The sequence below is a fragment of the Clostridium sp. YIM B02551 genome (assembly GCF_022324735.1).
Taxonomy (GTDB): Bacteria; Bacillota; Clostridia; order Clostridiales; family Clostridiaceae; genus Clostridium_T; species Clostridium_T paridis.
Genome location: NZ_JAKGTF010000004.1, coordinates 95838 through 116784, shown reverse-complemented (window position 1 = coordinate 116784; position 20947 = coordinate 95838). Strand labels below are relative to the sequence as shown.

At 30.0% G+C, this 20947-nt stretch carries 20 protein-coding genes; all 20 read right to left on the bottom strand.

Going from position 1 to position 20947, the window contains the following annotated elements; translation table 11 throughout:
- Positions 1 to 14: 14 nt before the first annotated feature.
- Positions 15 to 275, bottom strand: coding sequence for an HPr family phosphocarrier protein (locus tag L1S47_RS06320; protein ID WP_202766281.1), 261 nt, complete (start codon positions 273 to 275; stop codon positions 15 to 17).
- Between the two features lie 98 nt (positions 276 to 373).
- Positions 374 to 1567, bottom strand: a complete 1194-nt coding sequence (locus tag L1S47_RS06315) for a pyridoxal phosphate-dependent aminotransferase (protein ID WP_238882612.1) — start codon at positions 1565 to 1567, stop codon at positions 374 to 376.
- Positions 1564 to 2403: a PHP domain-containing protein gene (locus L1S47_RS06310; protein ID WP_238882611.1), complete on the bottom strand. Its 840-nt coding sequence runs from the start codon at positions 2401 to 2403 to the stop codon at positions 1564 to 1566. The genes L1S47_RS06315 and L1S47_RS06310 overlap by 4 nt, the downstream gene beginning before the upstream one ends.
- Before the next feature lie 145 nt (positions 2404 to 2548).
- Positions 2549 to 2809, bottom strand: a complete 261-nt coding sequence (locus tag L1S47_RS06305) for a stage V sporulation protein S (RefSeq protein WP_202766278.1) — start codon at positions 2807 to 2809, stop codon at positions 2549 to 2551.
- Between the two features lie 182 nt (positions 2810 to 2991).
- Positions 2992 to 4524 (bottom strand): ribonuclease Y, encoded by a 1533-nt coding sequence (gene rny, locus L1S47_RS06300; RefSeq protein ID WP_373689039.1) that lies wholly within the window; start codon positions 4522 to 4524, stop codon positions 2992 to 2994.
- A gap of 221 nt (positions 4525 to 4745) precedes the next feature.
- On the bottom strand, positions 4746 to 5705 hold the full coding sequence (locus L1S47_RS06295; RefSeq protein ID WP_238882609.1) for a hypothetical protein: 960 nt from the start codon (positions 5703 to 5705) through the stop codon (positions 4746 to 4748).
- A 144-nt stretch (positions 5706 to 5849) separates the two neighbouring features.
- Positions 5850 to 6920 carry a recombinase RecA gene (recA, locus tag L1S47_RS06290; RefSeq protein ID WP_238882607.1) on the bottom strand — a complete coding sequence of 357 codons (1071 nt, stop codon included), beginning with the start codon at positions 6918 to 6920 and terminating at the stop codon, positions 5850 to 5852.
- A gap of 143 nt (positions 6921 to 7063) precedes the next feature.
- Positions 7064 to 7651: a CDP-diacylglycerol--glycerol-3-phosphate 3-phosphatidyltransferase gene (gene pgsA, locus L1S47_RS06285; RefSeq protein ID WP_238882606.1), complete on the bottom strand. Its 588-nt coding sequence runs from the start codon at positions 7649 to 7651 to the stop codon at positions 7064 to 7066.
- Entirely contained in the window at positions 7635 to 8969 is a 1335-nt protein-coding gene (gene rimO, locus L1S47_RS06280; RefSeq protein WP_238882604.1) for a 30S ribosomal protein S12 methylthiotransferase RimO, read from the bottom strand. The genes pgsA and rimO overlap by 17 nt, the downstream gene beginning before the upstream one ends.
- Positions 8970 to 9046: 77 nt before the next feature.
- A complete protein-coding gene (locus L1S47_RS06275) occupies positions 9047 to 11374 on the bottom strand; it encodes a DNA translocase FtsK (protein WP_238882603.1) in 2328 nt (775 codons plus the stop codon).
- A 95-nt stretch (positions 11375 to 11469) separates the two neighbouring features.
- Complete coding sequence (locus tag L1S47_RS06270) at positions 11470 to 12198, bottom strand: ATP-dependent Clp protease proteolytic subunit (RefSeq protein ID WP_238882601.1); 729 nt, start codon at positions 12196 to 12198, stop codon at positions 11470 to 11472.
- Between the two features lie 109 nt (positions 12199 to 12307).
- Entirely contained in the window at positions 12308 to 13504 is a 1197-nt protein-coding gene (dapG, locus tag L1S47_RS06265; RefSeq protein WP_238882599.1) for an aspartate kinase, read from the bottom strand.
- Positions 13505 to 13525: 21 nt separating this feature from the next.
- Positions 13526 to 13801: a YlmC/YmxH family sporulation protein gene (locus L1S47_RS06260; RefSeq protein ID WP_202766269.1), complete on the bottom strand. Its 276-nt coding sequence runs from the start codon at positions 13799 to 13801 to the stop codon at positions 13526 to 13528.
- 89 nt (positions 13802 to 13890) lie between these two features.
- On the bottom strand, positions 13891 to 15189 hold the full coding sequence (locus L1S47_RS06255) for a pitrilysin family protein (protein WP_238882598.1): 1299 nt from the start codon (positions 15187 to 15189) through the stop codon (positions 13891 to 13893).
- Between the two features lie 49 nt (positions 15190 to 15238).
- Entirely contained in the window at positions 15239 to 17344 is a 2106-nt protein-coding gene (locus L1S47_RS06250) for a polyribonucleotide nucleotidyltransferase (RefSeq protein WP_238882596.1), read from the bottom strand.
- A 90-nt stretch (positions 17345 to 17434) separates the two neighbouring features.
- Complete coding sequence (gene rpsO / locus L1S47_RS06245) at positions 17435 to 17698, bottom strand: 30S ribosomal protein S15 (protein WP_202766266.1); 264 nt, start codon at positions 17696 to 17698, stop codon at positions 17435 to 17437.
- Between the two features lie 120 nt (positions 17699 to 17818).
- Positions 17819 to 18748: a bifunctional riboflavin kinase/FAD synthetase gene (locus L1S47_RS06240; RefSeq protein ID WP_238882594.1), complete on the bottom strand. Its 930-nt coding sequence runs from the start codon at positions 18746 to 18748 to the stop codon at positions 17819 to 17821.
- 19 nt (positions 18749 to 18767) lie between these two features.
- Positions 18768 to 19646, bottom strand: coding sequence for a tRNA pseudouridine(55) synthase TruB (gene truB, locus L1S47_RS06235; RefSeq protein WP_238882592.1), 879 nt, complete (start codon positions 19644 to 19646; stop codon positions 18768 to 18770).
- The gene (locus tag L1S47_RS06230) at positions 19646 to 20584 is read right to left on the bottom strand and encodes a bifunctional oligoribonuclease/PAP phosphatase NrnA (RefSeq protein ID WP_238882591.1); all 939 of its coding nucleotides are present in this window, start codon (positions 20582 to 20584) and stop codon (positions 19646 to 19648) included. Before L1S47_RS06230 ends, truB begins: the two co-directional genes overlap by 1 nt.
- Positions 20585 to 20586: 2 nt before the next feature.
- Positions 20587 to 20937: a 30S ribosome-binding factor RbfA gene (rbfA, locus tag L1S47_RS06225; RefSeq protein WP_202766263.1), complete on the bottom strand. Its 351-nt coding sequence runs from the start codon at positions 20935 to 20937 to the stop codon at positions 20587 to 20589.
- Positions 20938 to 20947: the final 10 nt, after the last annotated feature.

Here is a 20947-nt window from a genome sequence, read left to right as displayed (position 1 = left end):
CGAACCTTTTTTTATTATTCTTCTAAACTGTCGATTAATTTTACGATTTCTTCAACAGCTAAAGTTTCATCATCACCAGAAGCGATAACTTTTACTAAAGCGTCTTTAGTAACTCCTAAAGAAAGAACTCCGATTAAGCTCTTAACATTAGCTTTCTTACCATTGTACTCAATTTGAACATCAGACTTAAATGATGATGCTTTCTTAACTAATAAAGTTGCAGGTCTAGCGTGTAAACCTGTAGCATTTTTAACTAATACTTCTTTAACTACCATTACATTCACCTCTTTGTATATTTTGTTATAAACATAATAACTTACTTTATTATATATTGTTTTCTAAACAATTTCAACTGTATTCTAAAAATAACGAATTATTTTATGCAAGAAACAAATAAAGATAGTCTTTTTAGTCCTTCTTCTATAATACTATTTGAAGTAGCATAGGACAATCTAATATAATTTTCAAGACCAAATCCGGCTCCAGGTACTACTGCAACTTTATTTTCATCAAGCAATATGTTCGAAAATGTTAGTGAGTCATTTATCATTTTACCATTATAGCTTTTACCAATAAAGCTTTCTATATTCACCATGATGTAAAAAGCTCCTTGAGGATAAATATAGCTTATTCCATCCATTTTATCTAGCAATGAACTCATTAAGTCACGTCTCTCTTGGAAAACTTTAATCATAGAGTGTAAATCATCCTGTGGCCCTTCTAACGCTTCTAACGCCGCATATTGAGATATAGAACATACATTAGAGGTCATATGACTTTGGATATTGCTCATAACCTTTATAACATCCTTTGGACCTGCTGCATAACCTACTCTCCAGCCAGTCATTGCATATGATTTAGACATTCCATTTATAACAATTGTTCTATCATATACTTCCTTACTTAAGCTTGCAATACTTATATGCTCTTCAGAGCCATAAATTAATTTTTCATAAATTTCATCAGAAATTATAAATAAATTATGCTTTACAGCAAAATCTGCAAGTTCTTTTAATTCTTCTTTTGTATATATAGTTCCAGTTGGGTTATTTGGTGAATTAATCAAAATTGCCTTAGTTTTCTCGTTTATATACTTTTCTAGAATGCTAACTTTAAATTTATAGTTATCTTCCTTCTTACAATCAATAAATACTGGAACTCCATCAGCTAATTTAGTTAATTCAGGGTAACTAACCCAATAAGGTGTTGGTATAAGAACCTCATCTCCAGGATTTAGTATGGCAAGAAAAGCATTTGCTAAACATTGTTTAGCTCCTGTTGAAATTACTATTTGAGATTCGTCATATGTTAAATTGTTATCTTTATATAATTTAGTAGCTATAGCTTTCTTAAGGCTTGTTATACCAGCTGCTGGTGTGTATTTTGTATACCCTTCTTCCATAGCCTTAACTGCTGCATCTCTAATATTTTTAGGAGTATTAAAATCTGGCTCACCTGCTCCAAAACTTACTACATCTATTCCATTAGCCTTCATTTCTTTAGCCTTTGCTGTAATAGCTAATGTAATTGACGGCGATATTGCTTCCCCTTTTTTTGATAAAATCATAATGTACCTCCATTTTTACTTTTGCTTATTAAAAGTTTATTTAATTGACATTCATTGATGCCATATTCACCTATAATACTTTCTTCTTTTGAAACAATAGTGTGACAATCGCTTCCCCCAGTTACAAGAAGTTTGTATTTGCTTGCAAAATTATAAATGCAATTTATTTTTTCGCAATTATGACTTGGATGAAATACTTCTATGCCTTTAAGTCCATGACACTTTAATCTTTTGATAGTATTCTCCAGCTCCATTGGTCTATTCATTTCACCTGGATGTGCTAAAACAGAAATTCCTCCAGAGTATTCTATAATATCTAAAATTTCTTTGTAAGGAAGTTTTTCTCTTTTTACATAAGCTGGCTTTCCTTCAATAAGATAATTAACAAATGCAGATTTGAATGTGTCTGCATATCCTTTTTTGACTAATGCAGAAGCAATATGCGCACGACCTAAAGAGCATAATTTATTAGCATTTAAATCTGAAAAATCAATTTTTATGTCAATTTTATTTAACTTATCTAATATTACTTCAACCCTTTTTGATCTTGATACCTTTAAATCATCCATCAATCCTAATAAGTGACTGTTTTTTATGTCTATGAAGTACCCCAATATATGTATTTCAATATCATTAAATTCAGTAGATAATTCTATACCTGGAATTATTGATAAGTTATCATACATATTTTCCGTTATGTATTGTGATTCTAGGGTATCATGATCAGTTATGGAAATGTAATTTATTTTTCGCCTCATTGCTAATTCAACAATTTCCTCAGGTGTTAATTTGCCGTCAGAATATGTTGAGTGAATATGTAAATCAGCGTATTTCATAACTTTCACCTGATTTCTCTTACTATATATAAAAAATATATCATTTTATCATTATATTGTAAACTTTAATATGTGAAAGTCTTATTAAAAGGAAAAAACTCGACATTGTCGAGTTAAATTCAAAAATAATTTATAAATATTATTATTACCTAGGTTGTACAATTAGTTTGATAGCTGTTCTTTCTTCTCCGTCAATTACAATATCAGTGAAAGCAGGAACACATACGATATCCTTTCCACTTGGGGCAACAAAACCTCTTGCTATAGCGATGGCTTTTACCGCTTGATTAATAGCTCCGGCTCCAACAGCTTGAATCTCAACTATATTTTTTTCTTTTATAATTGCTGCCAGTGCACCTGCTACTGAATTTGGATTAGATTTTGTTGAAACTTTTAATACTTCCATTATTTTGACCTCCTAGTCTTACTAAATTAGCATACGTTTACATATTGCATAATAATTACTTTACACCATATTATATATTCTATAAATTTCATTAAATTCCTTCTTCATAAATAAAAAAAATTAAATTTTTATTAAGAAAAAATAAAATACATTTTGTTTTCACAAAATGTATTTATTATCGATTATTTTGCATACTCTACAGCACGAGTTTCTCTAATTACATTTACTTTTATCTGACCTGGATATTCCAATTCTTCTTCAATGCTCTTTACAATATTTCGTGCCATCTCAGTTGCGACTGCATCATCGACTTGATCTGGTTTAACCATAATTCTAATCTCTCTTCCAGCTTGAATGGCATATGACTTTTCTACGCCTTCATATGAGTTTGCAATCTCTTCTAATTTCTCTAACCTCTTAATATAAGCTTCTAGTGTTTCCCTTCTAGCACCTGGTCTTGCTGCTGAAATTGCATCAGCTGCCTGAACCAATACTGCCTCCAACGAAATCATCTCAACATCTCCATGGTGAGCCGCAATAGCATTTACCACTACAGCTGATTCATGATATTTCTTAGCTAAATCTCCACCTATTAATGCATGAGGACCTTCGTACTCTTGATCTACACCTTTTCCTATATCGTGTAGCAAACCAGCTCTTCTTGCAATGTTAACATCTAGTCCTAACTCAGAAGCCATCAATCCAGCTAAATAAGCAACTTCTATGGAATGTTTTAAAACATTCTGACCATAACTTGTTCTGTATTTTAATCTACCTAACAACTTAATAATCTCAGGGTGCAATCCATGTACCCCAGTTTCAAAAGTGGCTTGCTCGCCTTCCTCTTTTATATCGTTTTCTACATCTTTTGTAGCTCTCTCAACCATTTCTTCAATTCTAGCAGGGTGTATTCTACCATCTACTATTAATTTTTCCAAAGCTAATCTTGCTACTTCTCTTCTTATAGGATCAAAGCTTGATAATATTACTGCTTCAGGAGTATCATCTATAATCAAATCTACCCCAGTTAGTGTTTCAAGTGTTCTAATATTTCTACCTTCTCTACCTATAATTCTGCCCTTCATTTCATCATTTGGAAGCGCTACAACGTGTACTGTTGATTCAGAAACGTGATCTGCAGCACATCTTTGAATAGCAGTTGTAATTATTTCTCTTGATCTCTTATCTGCTTCTTCCTTGGCCTTAGTTTCAACCTCTTTAATCATAATGGCAGCTTCATGTTTAATTTCTTTGTTTACTTCTTCAAGTAAAATATTCTTAGCATCTTCCGAGCTTAAACCAGATATTCTTTCTAGTTCCTCTCTTCTTTGCTTTAATAAGTCTTGAACATCAGCTTCCATTACATCAATTTCTTGCATTCTTTTGTTAACAACGTCTTCTTTCTTTTCTAACACTTCACCTTTTTTGTCAAGTGTTTCTTCTCTTTGAATTAATCTTCTTTCAAGTCTTTGAATTTCATTTCTTCTTTCTCTTGAATCTCTTTCAAAGTCATTTCTTAATCTATGAACTTCTTCTTTAGCTTCTAAAATAGCTTCCTTTTTCAAAGATTCTACATCTTTTTTAGAATTCTCAAGAAGTTCATGTGCTTCTTTTTCTAAGTTTTCAACTTTATTTTTTGAAACTTTTTTCACAACCATATATGTAGCAACTGCTAAAACAGCTAATACTACAATATCTATTAATATAAGTTTCATTTCCATTTAAACACCTCCTTCGCATCTATTTGAATGTATATAAAATTTAAATAAGATAGCGTAGAAAGGTGTCATATATATTCTCACTGTAAACTAGTGAATTTGATAAACCAGTATTTGTTATTATTGTATAGCAATTTTTTTCTTATGTCAAGCGACAACAATTGCTAGGTGAATTAACCATGGTATTATAAGCATAATATACCTAGCAAAAAAATTGGTTATTTTTTAATTTGAATTCCTACATTTGAAAATTCACAACTTGAGCAATCATAGTTTTTAATTTTAAGCTTTCTGTAATTATTATTAACTATAAATCTATACTTATTCAATTTATATTCGTCTCCGTTTATATGAATTGCATACTCGTAAAATTTTATTACTAGTGGAAGTAGGTCTTTAATATTTTTATTAAATAGATTACTTTTCTCTACTGGTGTATATATTGCTTGTATACCAAAAGAATCATATACTTCTATTCTATCTGTAGATGTACTTATTGATTTTATATTACCATTATCATAGAATTCTAAAGAGTTATTTTCCCCATGTATTCCTATTGCACTATAATCGTATGCATTTATATTTCCTATTGGTGTGATTATCTTTGTTATATCACTTGGTTCGCATGATTTAATACTCCCATTTTCATATAAAGATATGCCTATTCTTATTTTTATATCTTGTTCATTAGCTTTAATTAATATATTATCCTTTGGCCATAAGGTAATACTTTTGATTTTCTCATTTTCATAAAATTGAAGAGCCATAAATTTGGATTTAAAAGATCCAAAGCTAAAATGAAAATCATATTCTTGAGCAAGCTTATATTCATTTTCTTCACTCCAATATGCTGTGAGCTTGCCATTTAAGTGAAATAATCTTTTTATATAACCATTATCATAAAAAGTTATTTTCTCTGCAGAAAAATATTTGTCTTTAATTTTTATATTTGTATTCTCATTTAATGATATTACCTTTAGATTCCCACTTTCATAGAAAGATAGTGAATTAATATATTTTTTTCTTACCTCATCATATTCATATTGTGGGATCAATTGTCCATAAGAGGTTTCTAAGATGTTTTTCTCATTTAAAATACATTCTTTCAATTGACCATTATTATAATATATGGTTGAAGACATTCCTTTAATAACACCGTACTTTGTATTTATCTCCATATAATGTACCTCCTGTATCTTTCTAAAAATATATATTTTTATATAACAAAAAGGAGCAGTGAATTTCACTGCTCCTTTGCAACACCATTATATGGTATTAATTTTAGCATGATTTAGCTTTTATGTCATCTTAAAAAATTAAAATTATTTTACTTCTTCTTTAGCGGTCTCTTTAGCTTTAGTTTTATCTTTTTCAGCCTTAACAGGAACCACAGCTAATGGCAATTCATATTTTTTTCTAATTGTATTTTCTATTTCTAAAGATAGCTCTGGAGTATCTTTTAAGAACTGTTTAGCATTTTCTCTTCCTTGGCCTAGTCTAACATCGCCATAAGAGAACCAAGCTCCGCTTTTTTGTATTATGTTCTCTTTAACACCTACATCAACAATGTTACCTTCTTTTGATATACCTTCGTTATACATTATATCAAATTCAGCTTGTTTAAATGGTGGTGCCACTTTATTTTTAAGAACTTTAACTCTAGTTCTGTTACCAACTATGGTATCACCAAGCTTTATAGAATCTATTCTTCTTATATCCATTCTTACAGAAGCATAGAATTTTAGAGCTCTACCACCAGGAGTAGTTTCTGGATTACCAAACATAACACCAACTTTTTCTCTTAATTGGTTTATAAATATAGCTACACATTTAGTTTTGCTTATAGTTCCAGTAAGTTTTCTAAGCGCTTGAGACATTAATCTTGCTTGAAGACCTACATGAGAATCTCCCATTTCACCTTCAATTTCAGCTCTTGGAACTAAAGCTGCTACAGAATCCACAACTATAACATCAATTGCTCCAGAACGAACTAAAGCTTCAGCAATCTCTAACGCTTGCTCACCTGTATCTGGTTGAGATACTATTAAATCATCAGTTTTTACACCTAAGTTACGTGCATAGTTAGGATCTAACGCATGTTCTGCATCTATATATCCAACAGCTCCACCTGCTTTTTGTGCTTCTGCAACAATTTGAAGAGCTACTGTAGTTTTACCTGAACTTTCTGGACCGTATATTTCTATTATTCTTCCTTTTGGAACTCCGCCTATTCCTAAGGCTATATCTAAATCAAGACATCCAGTTGATATAGCTTCTATTCCGCTAGTAGTATGCTCGCCTAATTTCATTATTGAGCCTTTTCCGAACTGTTTTTCTATTTGGCCCATTGCAGCCTCTATTGCTTTTAGTTTATCCATATCTAAATTTGCCATGAGATTCCATCCTTTCTCGAACATCTGTTCTATATACTAATTATATGTTACTTTTTTATTTATGTCAACAATGGATATTATAAAAGTTCCAATAAGAATTGGAACTTTTATCTAAATTATTATCATTTATTTTTTTTTATATACTACTTATTTGTATCTATTGTATTTTTGTTTTTGTTGAAATAGTCAACCCCAGAAAGGATAGTAATTGCTACAGCTATATATAATAATACATCTGGTAAATAATTATATAAAGCATGAAGCGTATTATTAGTCATAAAAGTATTCAAAAGCATACTTGAATTATTTATATTTACTTTTAATAATAATGTTATTATTGCAATAATTTGAATTACAGTTTTAATCTTTCCCCACCAAGAAGCTGCAATAACAGTTCCTTCTGCAGCTGCTATAGTTCTTAAACCAGAAACAGCAAATTCTCTAGCTATAATTATAACTGCAGCCCAACTAGGTATGATTTGTAATTCAACTAAGGAAATTAATGCAGAAGTAACTAACAATTTATCTGCTAATGGATCCATGAATTTTCCAAAGTTAGTAATTTGATTTCTACTTCTAGCAATATATCCATCTAGCTTATCAGTTAATGATGCTAGTATAAATATAAAAGTAGCTATATATGTTCCATAATCAATTTTCAGTGCAATAAACAGTAAAAATACTGGTACTAAAACAATTCTAATAAGTGTCAATTTATTTGCAAGATTCATCACAAACAACCCCTAATAAATCATATTCCAAAGCCTCGGTAATTTTAACCTTAACAAACTCTCCAACCTTTAGGTCTTGATCTTTTATAAATACATTTCCATCAATATCTGGAGCCATTTCTTCACTTCTACCAAAGAAATATTCTCCATTATATCCTTCCACAAGAATATCATAGATTCTTCCAATTTTCAAACTATTTATTTCAGAAGAAATATTCTGTTGAATAAGCATGACTTCTTCTTCTCTTTTAGCCTTTAAATCTTCAGAAATTTGATTGCTCATAGTTGCAGCAGGAGTACCCTCTTCTTGAGAATATCTAAATACTCCAACTTTCTCTAATTTGTATTCTTGAAGAAAATCCTTTAGGGTATTAAAGTCTTCATCGCTTTCACCTGGGAACCCTACAATTAATGAAGTTCTTATAGTTATATCAGGTATAGATTTTCTTATAGTATTAATTTTATCTATTACATCTTCCTTTGATGTTTTTCTTCCCATAAGTTTAAGTATATTTGAAGAAATATGTTGTAATGGCATATCTATATATTTACAAATCTTTTCTTCTGAAGCCATAACATTTATAAGTTCTTCAGTTATCTCTTCTGGATAGCAGTACATAAGTCTAATCCATTTAAGATCATTTATTTTGCAAAGTTCTTTTAGTAACTTATGAAGTGTTTTCTCACCATATAGATCTATACCATAACGTGTAGTATCTTGAGCTACAAGAATTATTTCCTTTACCCCATTACTTACTAATGCTTCTGCTTCTTTTAAAATGTTTTCTACTGATCTACTTCTAAACTTTCCTCTTATTTTTGGAATTATACAGTAGGTACAGAAATTATCGCATCCTTCAGCAATTCTTAAATAAGCCGTTGCTTTATCAGTAGTTATAACTCTATTACCTTCATTTATATTTTCGTCTGAATAATCTATTGAGACAACTCTTTCATTACCAGCAATAAAGTCTTCTATATACTGATTAATTTTCTTATAATCATTTACTCCAAGCATTATATCTATTTCAGGCATAAGCTCTTCTAAATCTTTTCCATATCTTTGAGTTAAGCAACCAGTTGCAATTAAAAGCTTGCAATTATATTTATTTTTATATTTAGCCATTTCAAGTATTGTATCTATAGATTCTTGTTTAGCCTTTTCAATAAACCCACATGTATTTACAATAATTATTTCAGCTTCTTTTGGATTATTCGTAAATTCATAATTTGTTTTCATTTCACCTAGTAAGATTTCTGAATCTACTCTATTTTTGTCACACCCTAAACTTACTAAACCTACCTTATATTTTGTCAAAATTATTCCTCCTATGTTAGATAAATTACAAATTTAATTTTAAAACTCTTTATATTTTAAAACAAGTGTTTTTTTACTTAAAACTCCTCTAATTCGCTTTTTGATATTAATACCTGTCTTGGTTTTGTTCCGTCTTTTGCTGATATTATGCCTCTTTCTTCTAATTGCTCTATTATTCTAGCTGCTCTATTAAAGCCAATTCTCAATCTTCTTTGTATATATGAAGCAGAAGCTTGGCCGCTTTCAACTACAATATTTATTGCTTCATCTAGAAGTTCATCAGTATCATCATCAGAAATTTTATTATTTTCTACAGATTCACTATTTATATGGTCAATTATTTCCTCTTTATATTGTATGTTATTTTCATCTGATTTTATGAAAGAAACAACTTTTTCAACCTCTTCTTCAGAAATGAATGCACCCTGTATCCTTAGAGGTTTCGATTCACCAACGGGATAGAATAACATATCTCCTTTACCTAATAATTTCTCAGCACCAGAAGAATCTAGTATTGTCCTTGAGTCAACTTGCGAAGAAACTGCAAAGGATATTCTGGATGGTATATTAGCTTTAATTACGCCAGTTATAACATCTACTGATGGTCTTTGTGTTGCAAGAACTAAATGCATACCTGCTGCTCTTGCCATTTGTGCTAATCTTGCAATGTATTCCTCAACATCATTTGGACATACCATCATTAGATCTGCCAACTCATCTACAATTATCACTATATAAGGAAGCTTTGCTTCAATTTGTCCTTTTTCTAAAAGTGCATTATATGATTGTACATTTCTTACACCTAAATCAGCAAATAGCTTATATCTTCTTGTCATTTCATTAACAGCCCAATTTAACGCTGCAGCAGCTTTTTTAGGATCAGTTACTACTGGTATTAATAGATGAGGAATTCCATTATAAACATTTAACTCTACAACCTTAGGGTCAATCATAAGCAATGCCACATCTTCAGGAGAATATTTATATAAGATACTCATAATTAAGGTATTAATACATACTGATTTTCCTGAGCCAGTTGCACCGGCAATTAATAAGTGAGGCATTTTGCTTAAGTCTGTTACAATACACTGACCTGCAATATCCTTACCTAATGCAAAGGCAACATTACTTGTAGAATTTTTAAATTCATTGGATTCTAGCACTTCTCTTAAAAATACAGGGGTTACCTTTTTATTAGGAACCTCTATACCTACAGCAGACTTTCCGGGTATTGGAGCCTCAATTCTTACTCCAGAAGCAGCCAAACTTAATGAAATATCATCAGATAGGTTTACAATCTTTGAAACCTTAACTCCAATATTAGGTTGAAGCTCATATCTTGTAACAGCTGGTCCTTTTGTAACTTGTAAAACCTTTGCTTCAACTCCAAATGAACTAAGGGTCTCTTCAAGTTTATTAGCTGAAGCTATAAGTTCTTTTTTATCTTCCTTATTAATCTTAAGACCACTATTAGCATTTAAATAGTCTAAATTAGGTATAATATATTCCTTTTCTGCTTTTACCTCAGATATTTTTTCAACTATTTCTTTATTTACATCTTCTTTAACATTATTTTCAAGTTTTTTACTTTTAGTTGATTCACTTTTTACATTAGAAACATCAGAAGCTAGGTCACCCATTTGAAACACTGCAATTTCTTTATTTTTCTCTTCAGCAGACGGCTCATTATGAATTTCAGCATTTTTCATAAAATCTAATATTTTTATCTTCTTGTTTATACCATCTATATATTCATTTTCAACTTTGCTTTTTTCAACTTCTAAATTAATATCTGGTTCTCTTTCTTTTAATTGGATATTTTTATTTTTTAAATCTTCTTTAACTCTCTTACCTTTATCTTTTATATTTTTCCCCATATCTCTAATTGAGAGATTAAATGTTATTACTATACATATAACATATATAGCCATATAAACAATTATTGAACCTACAAATCCTAAAATTTTATATAGAGGATATGCTAATGTAAAACCTAAAATCCCACCATCTAATGGTGATGAGTTCTTAATTATGTCTCCTATAATTGTAAAAAAGTCAGATGTGTTATTACTACGTATGTCCATATTTATTGAGGCTACTAATAGTAATGTATTAATTGCTAAAAAGGTTATAGGGTAAAATTTATACCCTAGTTGAAGCTCACCTTTATGATATATTATCATAGCACCAAAATATATTAGATATAATGGCATTACAAATGCTCCTATTCCTAAAAGAGAGAATAAAACATTCTTTGAAAAAGCAGAAAAGTATCCTGCTAAATTAGTATATATACCTATTGCTAAAATGAATCCTATAACAATCCACATAAAACCTTTTATCTCTGAATATTGCTTTATCTCTGTTTTTTTCTTCTTTCTTGCTCTAGTCTTTCTCCTTGCCATTTTACCACCCCTATCTCTCTATTCTATATTATAAATTAATATCCTTTTTTACACAAATAAACCATAGGATTTTTCCTATGGTTTATTCAACATTTCTATTCTATCATAGATTCAAGTTTATCTAAAGCAGATTTCACTCCACCCACTTCATCTATTAATCCAATATCAACTGCTTCTTTTCCAATGAGTATAGTTCCCATATCATTGAGAAGTTCATCTGTCTGCAACATTAAACGCTTTAATTCATCCGTTTCTATTCTAGAAGTTCTAACAATAAAATCATTTATTCTTTGTTGCATCTTATTGAAATAATTAAAGGTTTGAGGAACTCCTATTATTAGTCCGTTCATCCTTATGGGATGAATAATCATTGTTGCTGACGGAGATATAAATGATGCTTTAGCAGAAGTTGCTAATGGAGCACCTATGGAGTGGCCTCCACCAATTACTAATGAAACTGTTGGTTTAGACATACTATTAATCATTTCAGCTATTGCAAGCCCAGCCTCTACATCTCCACCAACGGTATTAAGTATAAATAAAACCCCTTTAACATTTGGATTTTGTTCTATTGATAAAAGTTGAGGTATTAGATGCTCATACTTTGTAGTTTTGGTGTTTGGCGGTAAAATCATATGCCCTTCAATTTGACCAATTATTGAAATAACTTGAATTCTTTCATCTGGTTTTACTGGTTCTGTATTTCCAACTTCTTTAATTGATTCAATTTCTTCATTTTTTTCTTCAGCTCCAGATTCAGCAGAATAAAAATTATTTTTATTAGTATACTTTTTATTTAAATTTATAGGATCATCATAAGTCATAACAAACATTCCTCCTGTACCTTTATATTTTGTACAGGAGGAGTATTTTTATACTATAGGAAACCTAATTTATTCTTGTTTGAATAAGTTATTAGTTAAACTTAAAAATCTATAATTGAAAAGTCTGGTGTAAAATATTTGTAGCTTCATTTACCTTATCACTTTCAATTAAACACCAAATAGTGCTATGAGAGTCAGCAGTTTGAAGTACATCTATATTACTATCACTTAACGCTTTTATTATCTTTGCCATTACTCCAGGTATTCCTGCCATTCTTGAGCCTATGACAGAGATCTTACTACAATTTTCTATTAAGGTATATTTAATATTAATATTTTTAAATATTGTTTCTAGCATATTTTTCTTGCTGCTATCAATTGTAAATATTTTTTCTTTTGGAAATATATTTATTAAATCTAAACTGATATCATTATTTGCAACAATATCTAATAGTTCCTTATAATGAGGGTTGCCTTGATTATCCTCTAATTTAATAGAAACTTGTATTCTATTGTTCAAATATGTAATTCCAGTTATTATTCTTGTGCTATTTGAATCACCTATGCTATTTATTAATGTACCAGAACAATTATTCATTGTGTTCTTAATTACTAGTGGCACATTCCCTCTCATAGCAATTTCTACTGCCTTAGGATGAATTACCTTAGCACCTTGGTCTGCTAATTGGAAAACTTCACTATAACTGATTACATCTATTAATGAAGCATCTTCTACAATTCTTGGATCAGCAGTCATTATTCCATCTACATCAGTATATATTTGAATCTCGTGAGCATTTAAAGCAACACCAATTAAGGAAGCAGAAGTATCACTACCTCCTCTACCTAAGGTAGTTATAAAGCCTTCCTTTGTCATTCCTTGAAATCCAGTTATTACAGGTATATATCCCTTGGATGTTATGTCACTCAACATTGTAATATCTACATTAGTTGAGGTAGCGTTAGTAAAGTCATCGTTAGTTAATATACCAGCTTGTCCACCTGTTAATGGCATAGCCTTTAGCCCAATCTTATTTAATTCATTACTCATTACTACTGCACTTATTATTTCACCACAACTCATTAATAGGTCTGTAGCTTGTTTATTTTCTTCTTTAAATTTATCATCAAGCAAAGATAACAATGTATCTGTTGCATAAGGTTCACCTTTTCTGCCCATAGCAGAAACAATAACTACAGGTGAAAATCCTTCATCTATAGCTGCTTTTACTTTTTCTACTACAAACTTTCTTCTACTTTCAGTTGATACAGATGTGCCACCGAATTTTTGTACTAAAAATTTCAAAATATCCACTTCCTCTTAATTTTATAACCTTGCTCGTTTAATATTCTCTTCTTCTACATCTAGAATGATAGTTTTTGATCCTATTTTTTTTACATACTCCCAAGGTATTTCTAAATATTCACTACCTCCGAAAAATGAAAATTTTGAGTTGTTTAAATTAATAATTAAAAACTTAAGATTCCCATCATCATCAATTATAATATCATTATTAGATAAATAACTATATTTTTCTCCGTCATTTACGTTAATTATTTCAAAACGTTCCATTTCACTTAATGTTTTAATATTTTCACTCATAGCATTACCCCCTTAAAACATAATATGAGTTAAGGAGGTAATTTATAACTAAATACATTCATAAAATTTACATAATATTATATTGTCAACTATACTAATGTTGCATTTATAGAATTATAAGCAAAAACATCCTTCTCGCATTGAGCAGATAATTCATCAAGAGAAATACTCTTCCCAACAAAGGCTCCATTTACAATTCCATCATTAAAACAAACACTTTGAACTTCTTTTATGGTATCTTTATTAATTCTATCTATTTTTTTTATTATATCTTCTGGAGTATTTATTTTATTTTGGAATAGTACGGATTTACCGTTATTAAACATCCTTGCAGAGGTACTCTCTAATCCTAAAATATAATGTGCTTTAATCTTCTCTTTATTAATATTTATCTCTTCTTGAGTAAATTCTCTTGTTTTAAATTTATTCAATTCCTCTTTAATAACAGAAATAGCTTTACCAGCATACGTTGGACTTAACCCGGTGTATACATTAAATGCACCAACATTTTGAAATGGTAGCAGATATGAGTATATTGAATAGCATAACCCTAACTCTTCTCTAACTTTTTGAAATAAAATAGAGGATGCTCCGCCGCCTAGTATATTATTTAGAAGAACTAAACTATAACCTCTTTCATCACCATTCGGAACACCATTTAGTCCAAAGTTAATATGAAGTTGTTCTATATTTTTTTCAGTATATAAAAAGTTTTCTTCTAATTTAGACTTTGAATATTCAAAAGATCTATTTGAAGTCTCTTCCCATACACCAAAATAATTTTCTATTAAAGCTTTTAATTCAGATTCATCAAAATTTCCACATATTGAAATTACAGTGTTTTGGGTAGTATAGTTGTCATTTATGAAATCTTTTAGCTTTTTTGAATTAAAGCTTGATACAGTTTTAGGAGTACCTAAAATTGCATAGGATAAAGAATCATCACCAAAGGCAGCTTTAGCGTATACATCACCTAAGACTTCTTCAGGTGTATCCTCATTCATATTTATTTCTTCTATTACTACTCCTTGTTCTTTAGATATTTCTTCATCATCCAATTTAGAGTTTAGAATCATATCTGCTAAAATGTCTATAGAAAGTTCTAAATGTGTATTTAAAGCTTTAATATAATAACATGTTGATTCTTTGCTAGTATAAGCATTTATTTGACCACCAACATTCTCAATCTCTTCTACGATTTCCTTGGCAGTTCTTTTATTTGTACCTTTAAATAACATATGTTCAATAAAGTGAGATATTCCATTAATACTTGGATTCTCATTTCTAGAACCATTATTAACTAAAACACCAATGCTAATGGAATTAATGTAGTCAATTTTTTCAGTTACAATTCTTAATCCATTTTTTAAAGTATATAAGTTATACATAATGCCTCCATTTAAAAAATAAAAAGGCAACTAATAATTGCCCTTCTATTTATTCTTCATCTTTTTTTTCAGTATCTACAATCGCATCTTTTCTAGAAAGGTTAACTCTTCCTTGAGCATCAATTTCAGTAACTTTTACTAATATTTCATCTCCAACTGATACAACATCTTCAACTTTATTTACTCTATTCACATCAAGTTTTGAAATGTGAACTAATCCTTCTTTTCCAGGTAACACTTCTACAAATGCTCCAAATGCAGCTATCTTAGTTACTTTACCTAAATATACTTCTCCAACTTTAACTTCTTTTGTTAAACCTTCAATTATACTCATTGCTTGCTTAACTCCTGCTGAGTCTGAAGAAGATATAAATATCTTACCATCATCTTTAATATCAATTTTAACACCTGTGTCAGCAATTATTTTATTAATTACTTTTCCACCCGCTCCTATTACATCCCTTATTTTATCAGGATCTATTTGCATAGCAGAAGTCTTTGGTGCAAATTCTGATACTTCTTCTCTTGGACCAGATATGCAAGCATTAATTTTATCTAAAATTTCCATTCTAGCTTTCTTAGCATTTTGTATAGCTGTTCTGATAACATATTCTGATAATCCAGCTAGCTTTGTGTCAACTTGTATTGAAGTAATACCTACTTCTGTACCTGCTACTTTAAAGTCCATGTCTCCAAAGAAATCTTCTATTCCTTGAATATCTGTAATAACTCCTTCTTCAGTTAAATCTTCAGAAGTAATTAATCCCATTGCAATACCTGCAGCTGGTCTTTTTATTGGTACACCAGCATCTAATAATGCTAAAGTAGATCCACAAACTGAAGCTTGTGAAGTTGATCCATTTGAGCTTAAAACTTCTGAAACTAATCTTATAGTATATGGGAATTCTTCTTCAGAAGGTATTAATGGTTCTAAAGCTCTTTCAGCTAACGCTCCATGACCAATTTCTCTTCTTCCTGGTCCTCTTAAAGGTCTAACTTCTCCAACACTGTATGCAGGGAAATTATAGTGATGCATATATCTCTTTGAAACTTCTTCACCTATTCCATCAAGAACTTGAACATCACCAATTGCACCTAATGTAGCAACTGTCATAACTTGAGTTAATCCTCTTGTGAATATACCAGTACCATGAGTTCTTGGAAGTACATTAACTTCGCAGTTTATAGGTCTTATTTCATCAAATCTTCTACCATCAGGTCTTCTATGTTCTTTTAATAACATGTGTCTTACTACTTCTTTTTGGATGCTATAAACTACCTCTCCAACATCACTCATGTTATCAGGATATTTTTCTTTAAATGCATCAAGAACTTTAGCTTTAGCTTCATCTACTGCTAAGTTTCTCTCATTTTTATCAATAATATACATTGCAGACTTTAATATTTCATATGAGTAATCTCTTACTTCTTGAGCTAGAGCTTCGTCTACTTTGTGTAATTCAGGAACTATCTTTTCTTTACCGAATTGTTTAACGCACTCTTCTTGGAATAAAGCAATCTTTTTACATTCCTCAAATCCAAAGTTGATAGCATTGATCATAGTTTCTTCTGGTATTTCATTTCCACCAGCTTCAATCATCATTACCTTGTCTTTTGTTGCACAAACAGTTAAAAACATTTCAGATTTTTCTCTTTGAGCTGACGTTGGATTAATAATAAAACTTCCGTCAATTAGTCCTACTTGAACACCTGCTACAGGAGTTGTAAATGGAATGCTTGATATAGCTAATGCTGTAGATGCTGCATTAATAGCTAAGATTTCTGGAAGATTATCGTTTTCTACAGATACAACAGTACAAACAACTTGCACATCATTTCTGAATCCCTTTGGAAATAAAGGTCTTAAAGATCTATCAATAGCTCTACCATTTAAAATAGCGTTTTCTGAAGGTCTTCCTTCTCTTTTAATAAATCCACCAGGTATTTTACCTACTGCATATAGTCTTTCTTCATATTCAACGCTTAATGGAAAGAAATCTATTCCATCTCTTGGTTTTTCTGAAGCATTTACATTTGTTAAAACAACTGTATCACCATAGCTCATAAACATAGCACAATCAGATAGCATACCAATACTACCAAATTCTACTTTCATTTCTCTTCCGGCAACAGTTGTTGAATAAATATGGCTCATAAATTAACCTCCTTTAGGTTATGTAAAAATCTACATAATTTTACAAATTTTGCCCTTCTAAAACAATAGAGCGGATATACCGCTCTATAATTATCTTCTTAATCCTAATTGTTGGATGATTGTTCTGTATCTTTCGATATCGATGCTGTTAAGGTAGTTTAATAAACCTCTTCTTTGTCCAACCATCATTAAAAGACCTCTTCTTGAATGGTGGTCTTTTTTATGTGTTCTTAAATGCTCAGTTAAAGAGTTTATTCTTTCACTTAATAGAGCAATTTGAACTTCTGGAGAACCAGTATCTCCTTCATGTCTTGCATATTTTGCGATTATTTCTGCCTTTTTAGTTTTATCCATGTAAATACACCTCCGTAATTTATCCCCTATTTCCAAGAAGAAAGTCGGCTAGTCTTAACTCTTAGAAGTAGGTTCCTAAAGAGTATTATAACAAAAGAAATTTCCATTGTAAATGAATTTTTACAAATTAATACTTAAAGACTCTTTTACAGCAAATTCTTTGTCAGAATTTAATTGAGCTATTAATTCATCTAAAGATGCAAAGTTTTCTTCATCTCTTATTCTTTTGATAAAATAAACCTTTAGCATTTTATCATATATATCTTCATCAAAATCTAATATATATGTTTCTACAGTTAAACTTTCACCCTTAACGGTAGGGTTATAACCAACTGATGTGATTCCTTTATATTGTTTTTCATTAATAACTACATTTGTATAATATACACCTATCTTAGGTAAGATGAAGTCGGAAGAATATTCAAGATTTGCAGTTGGAAATCCAAGCTGTCTTCCCAGCTTTTTACCATGAATCACTTTCCCTTCAACATAATAAGTTCTTGAAAGCATTTCATTAGCATCTTCGATATTTCCACTACTTATCTCTTCTCTAATTCTTGATGAACTTACTATCTCATCTTTATATTTATAAGCATCTAAAATATGTAACTTAAAATTATATTTTTCTTCTAAACTTTTTAAAAGCTCTATGTTACCTTTGTTTTTATACCCAAATCTATAATTAAATCCAACAATTATTCCTTTTGCATTATACTTTGTACATAATAAAGAAATAAAATCTTCTGGTTCAATTTTCATAAAGCTTTCATTAAAATCAACTAAAGAAAATATATCAATATTTAAATCACTTAGTATTTTAATCTTTTCTTCATTACTCATTAAAAGCTTAGGTGCTAATTCAGGTCTAATTAATGAAAGGGGATGATTCTTAAAAGAGAATACCATGCTTTTCCCGTTATTTGCGTTAGCTAATTCTCTAGCCTTCTTTATTAAAGTCAAATGTCCTTTATGTAAACCATCAAAACTGCCTAATGCAATATAAGTATCTTCTTTGATTGTTTCACTATTAATTTCATTAATTATAATCATTTATATATTCCCCTTTTTGTTACTCCATAAGATTTTTAAGTAGTTTGAATCCTTGGTCAGTACCTTTTCCAATACCTAAGAATTCATTTTTGGAATTATATACTTTATATAATTCATCTAATTCAAAAAAGCTCTTTGTAAAATTAGGATCTAGAAGTTTCACACCATTTATGAGTAGTTTTTCATAACCTTCTTCTAATATAACACTTTCATACATTGAAAGTGCTTCTTCAGAAGAAATCATATGTTTTAATAAAATTTCTAAATCCAAGCTTTCTAAATCTACGGAATCTTTTATATCAAAAGGTTCTGATGCCATTCTAGTTAATTCTCTCATTACAGCACCTACATTAAGACTTTTACCTATATCATAACATAAGCTTCTAATGTATGTGCCTTTAGAACAACTTACATCCATAGTTATATATGGCAAATCTATCTCAATATTCTCAATATTAAAGATAGAAATTGGTCTTTTTTCTCTCTCAACTTCAATGCCTTTCCTTGCTAACTCATATAGTCTTACTCCATTTTGTTTTAATGCAGAATACATTGGTGGTTCTTGCATTATATCACCTTTAAAGGAGTTAATAACATGTAAAACCTCTTCTTTTGTTATAAAGGAAGTATCATGTTCTTCTAATATGGTACCTTCTGAGTCATAGGTATCAGTTATTATACCTAATTGAAATTTTACTCTATATTTTTTTTTACCTGACATTATATAATCAATTAATTTTGTGCTTTTTCCTAGACAAATAGGTAGAACACCAGTTGCCAAAGGATCTAGTGTTCCAGTGTGACCTATTTTTTTTTCTCCAGAAATTTTCTTAATCTTATAAACAACATCAAAAGAAGTAATTCCTTTAGGTTTATTTATATTAATTACGCCATTCATTAAACCAACTCATTTTCTATAGATGTTAAAATAAGTTCTTTAACATCTTGGATAGTTTTATTTCTAAATGTAATTCCTGATGCTTTGGTATGTCCGCCACCACCAAAAACTTCAGCAATTTTTCTTACATCAAATTCATGTTTACTTCTTAAGCTAACTTTGACACCATCTTTTATTTCCTTAATAAAAACTGCAACTTCAACACCTTTTATTTTAAGGCCAAAATTAACAACATCTGATACATCTGTAGACTCATCACAAATTTCCTTTGTTAACTCAAGGTAAGAAACTTTTCCATCAAAAAACACTTTAATTCCTTTTAATATTTCTCCAAGAATTTTAAGGCTATTTAATGGTTTATTATCAAATATTTCAGAATGTATTGAAGAGTTATCAATGCCTAGTTCAATTAACTCTCCAGCAATTTCATGAGTTCTCTTAGTAACATTTGAAAATTTAAATGAACCAGTATCAGTAACTAGGGAAGTATACAAACATGTTGCTATATCTTTATTTATAATTATATTCATTGTCTTTAAAAGGTAATATATTATCTCAGCAGTTGCAGCAGCATTCACATCTATATAGTTTATAGTTCCATATTCATCATTAGATAAATGATGATCTATATTTATTATAGTACCTGAATAGTCACCTAAATCTGCTGAAATTCTTTCCAAATTACCGCAATCAACAACGATTACTAAGTCTGTATCTTCCTTAGGAGTTACTTGAAAGCCATTAACTTCAGATGAACATGGTAAATATCCCATGTCATCTGAAACTATGTCTTTTGAAATTATATATGCATTTTTCCCATATTTCTTAAGTCCCATCAGTAATGCCAGTGCACTTCCTAATGCATCACCATCTGGGGAAACATGATAAGTTATGCCTATATTTAAAGATTCATTTATTTTTTTTATTACTTCATCCATGATTACTTCTCCTTAATCTTTTCAATTAAAGAATCGATATACATACCATTAGATATTGAGGAATCTTCTTCAAATAGTACTTCAGGTGTATATCTTAGATTTATTTTATGACCTAACTCTCTTCTAATAAAACCACTTGCACTCTTTAGAGCTTGCAAAGTTGCCTTCTTTTCTTCTTCATTATTCGTAAAGATAGAAACGAAAACTTTAGCATATCTTAAATCTTTTGTTACATTAACATCTGTAACTGAAACCATGGCTGACATTCTAGGGTCTTTAATCTCGTATTGAATTAGGGAAGAAATAATTTTCTTAACTTCCTCATTAATTCTTCCGCCTCTGTAATTAGCCATAAAATCACCT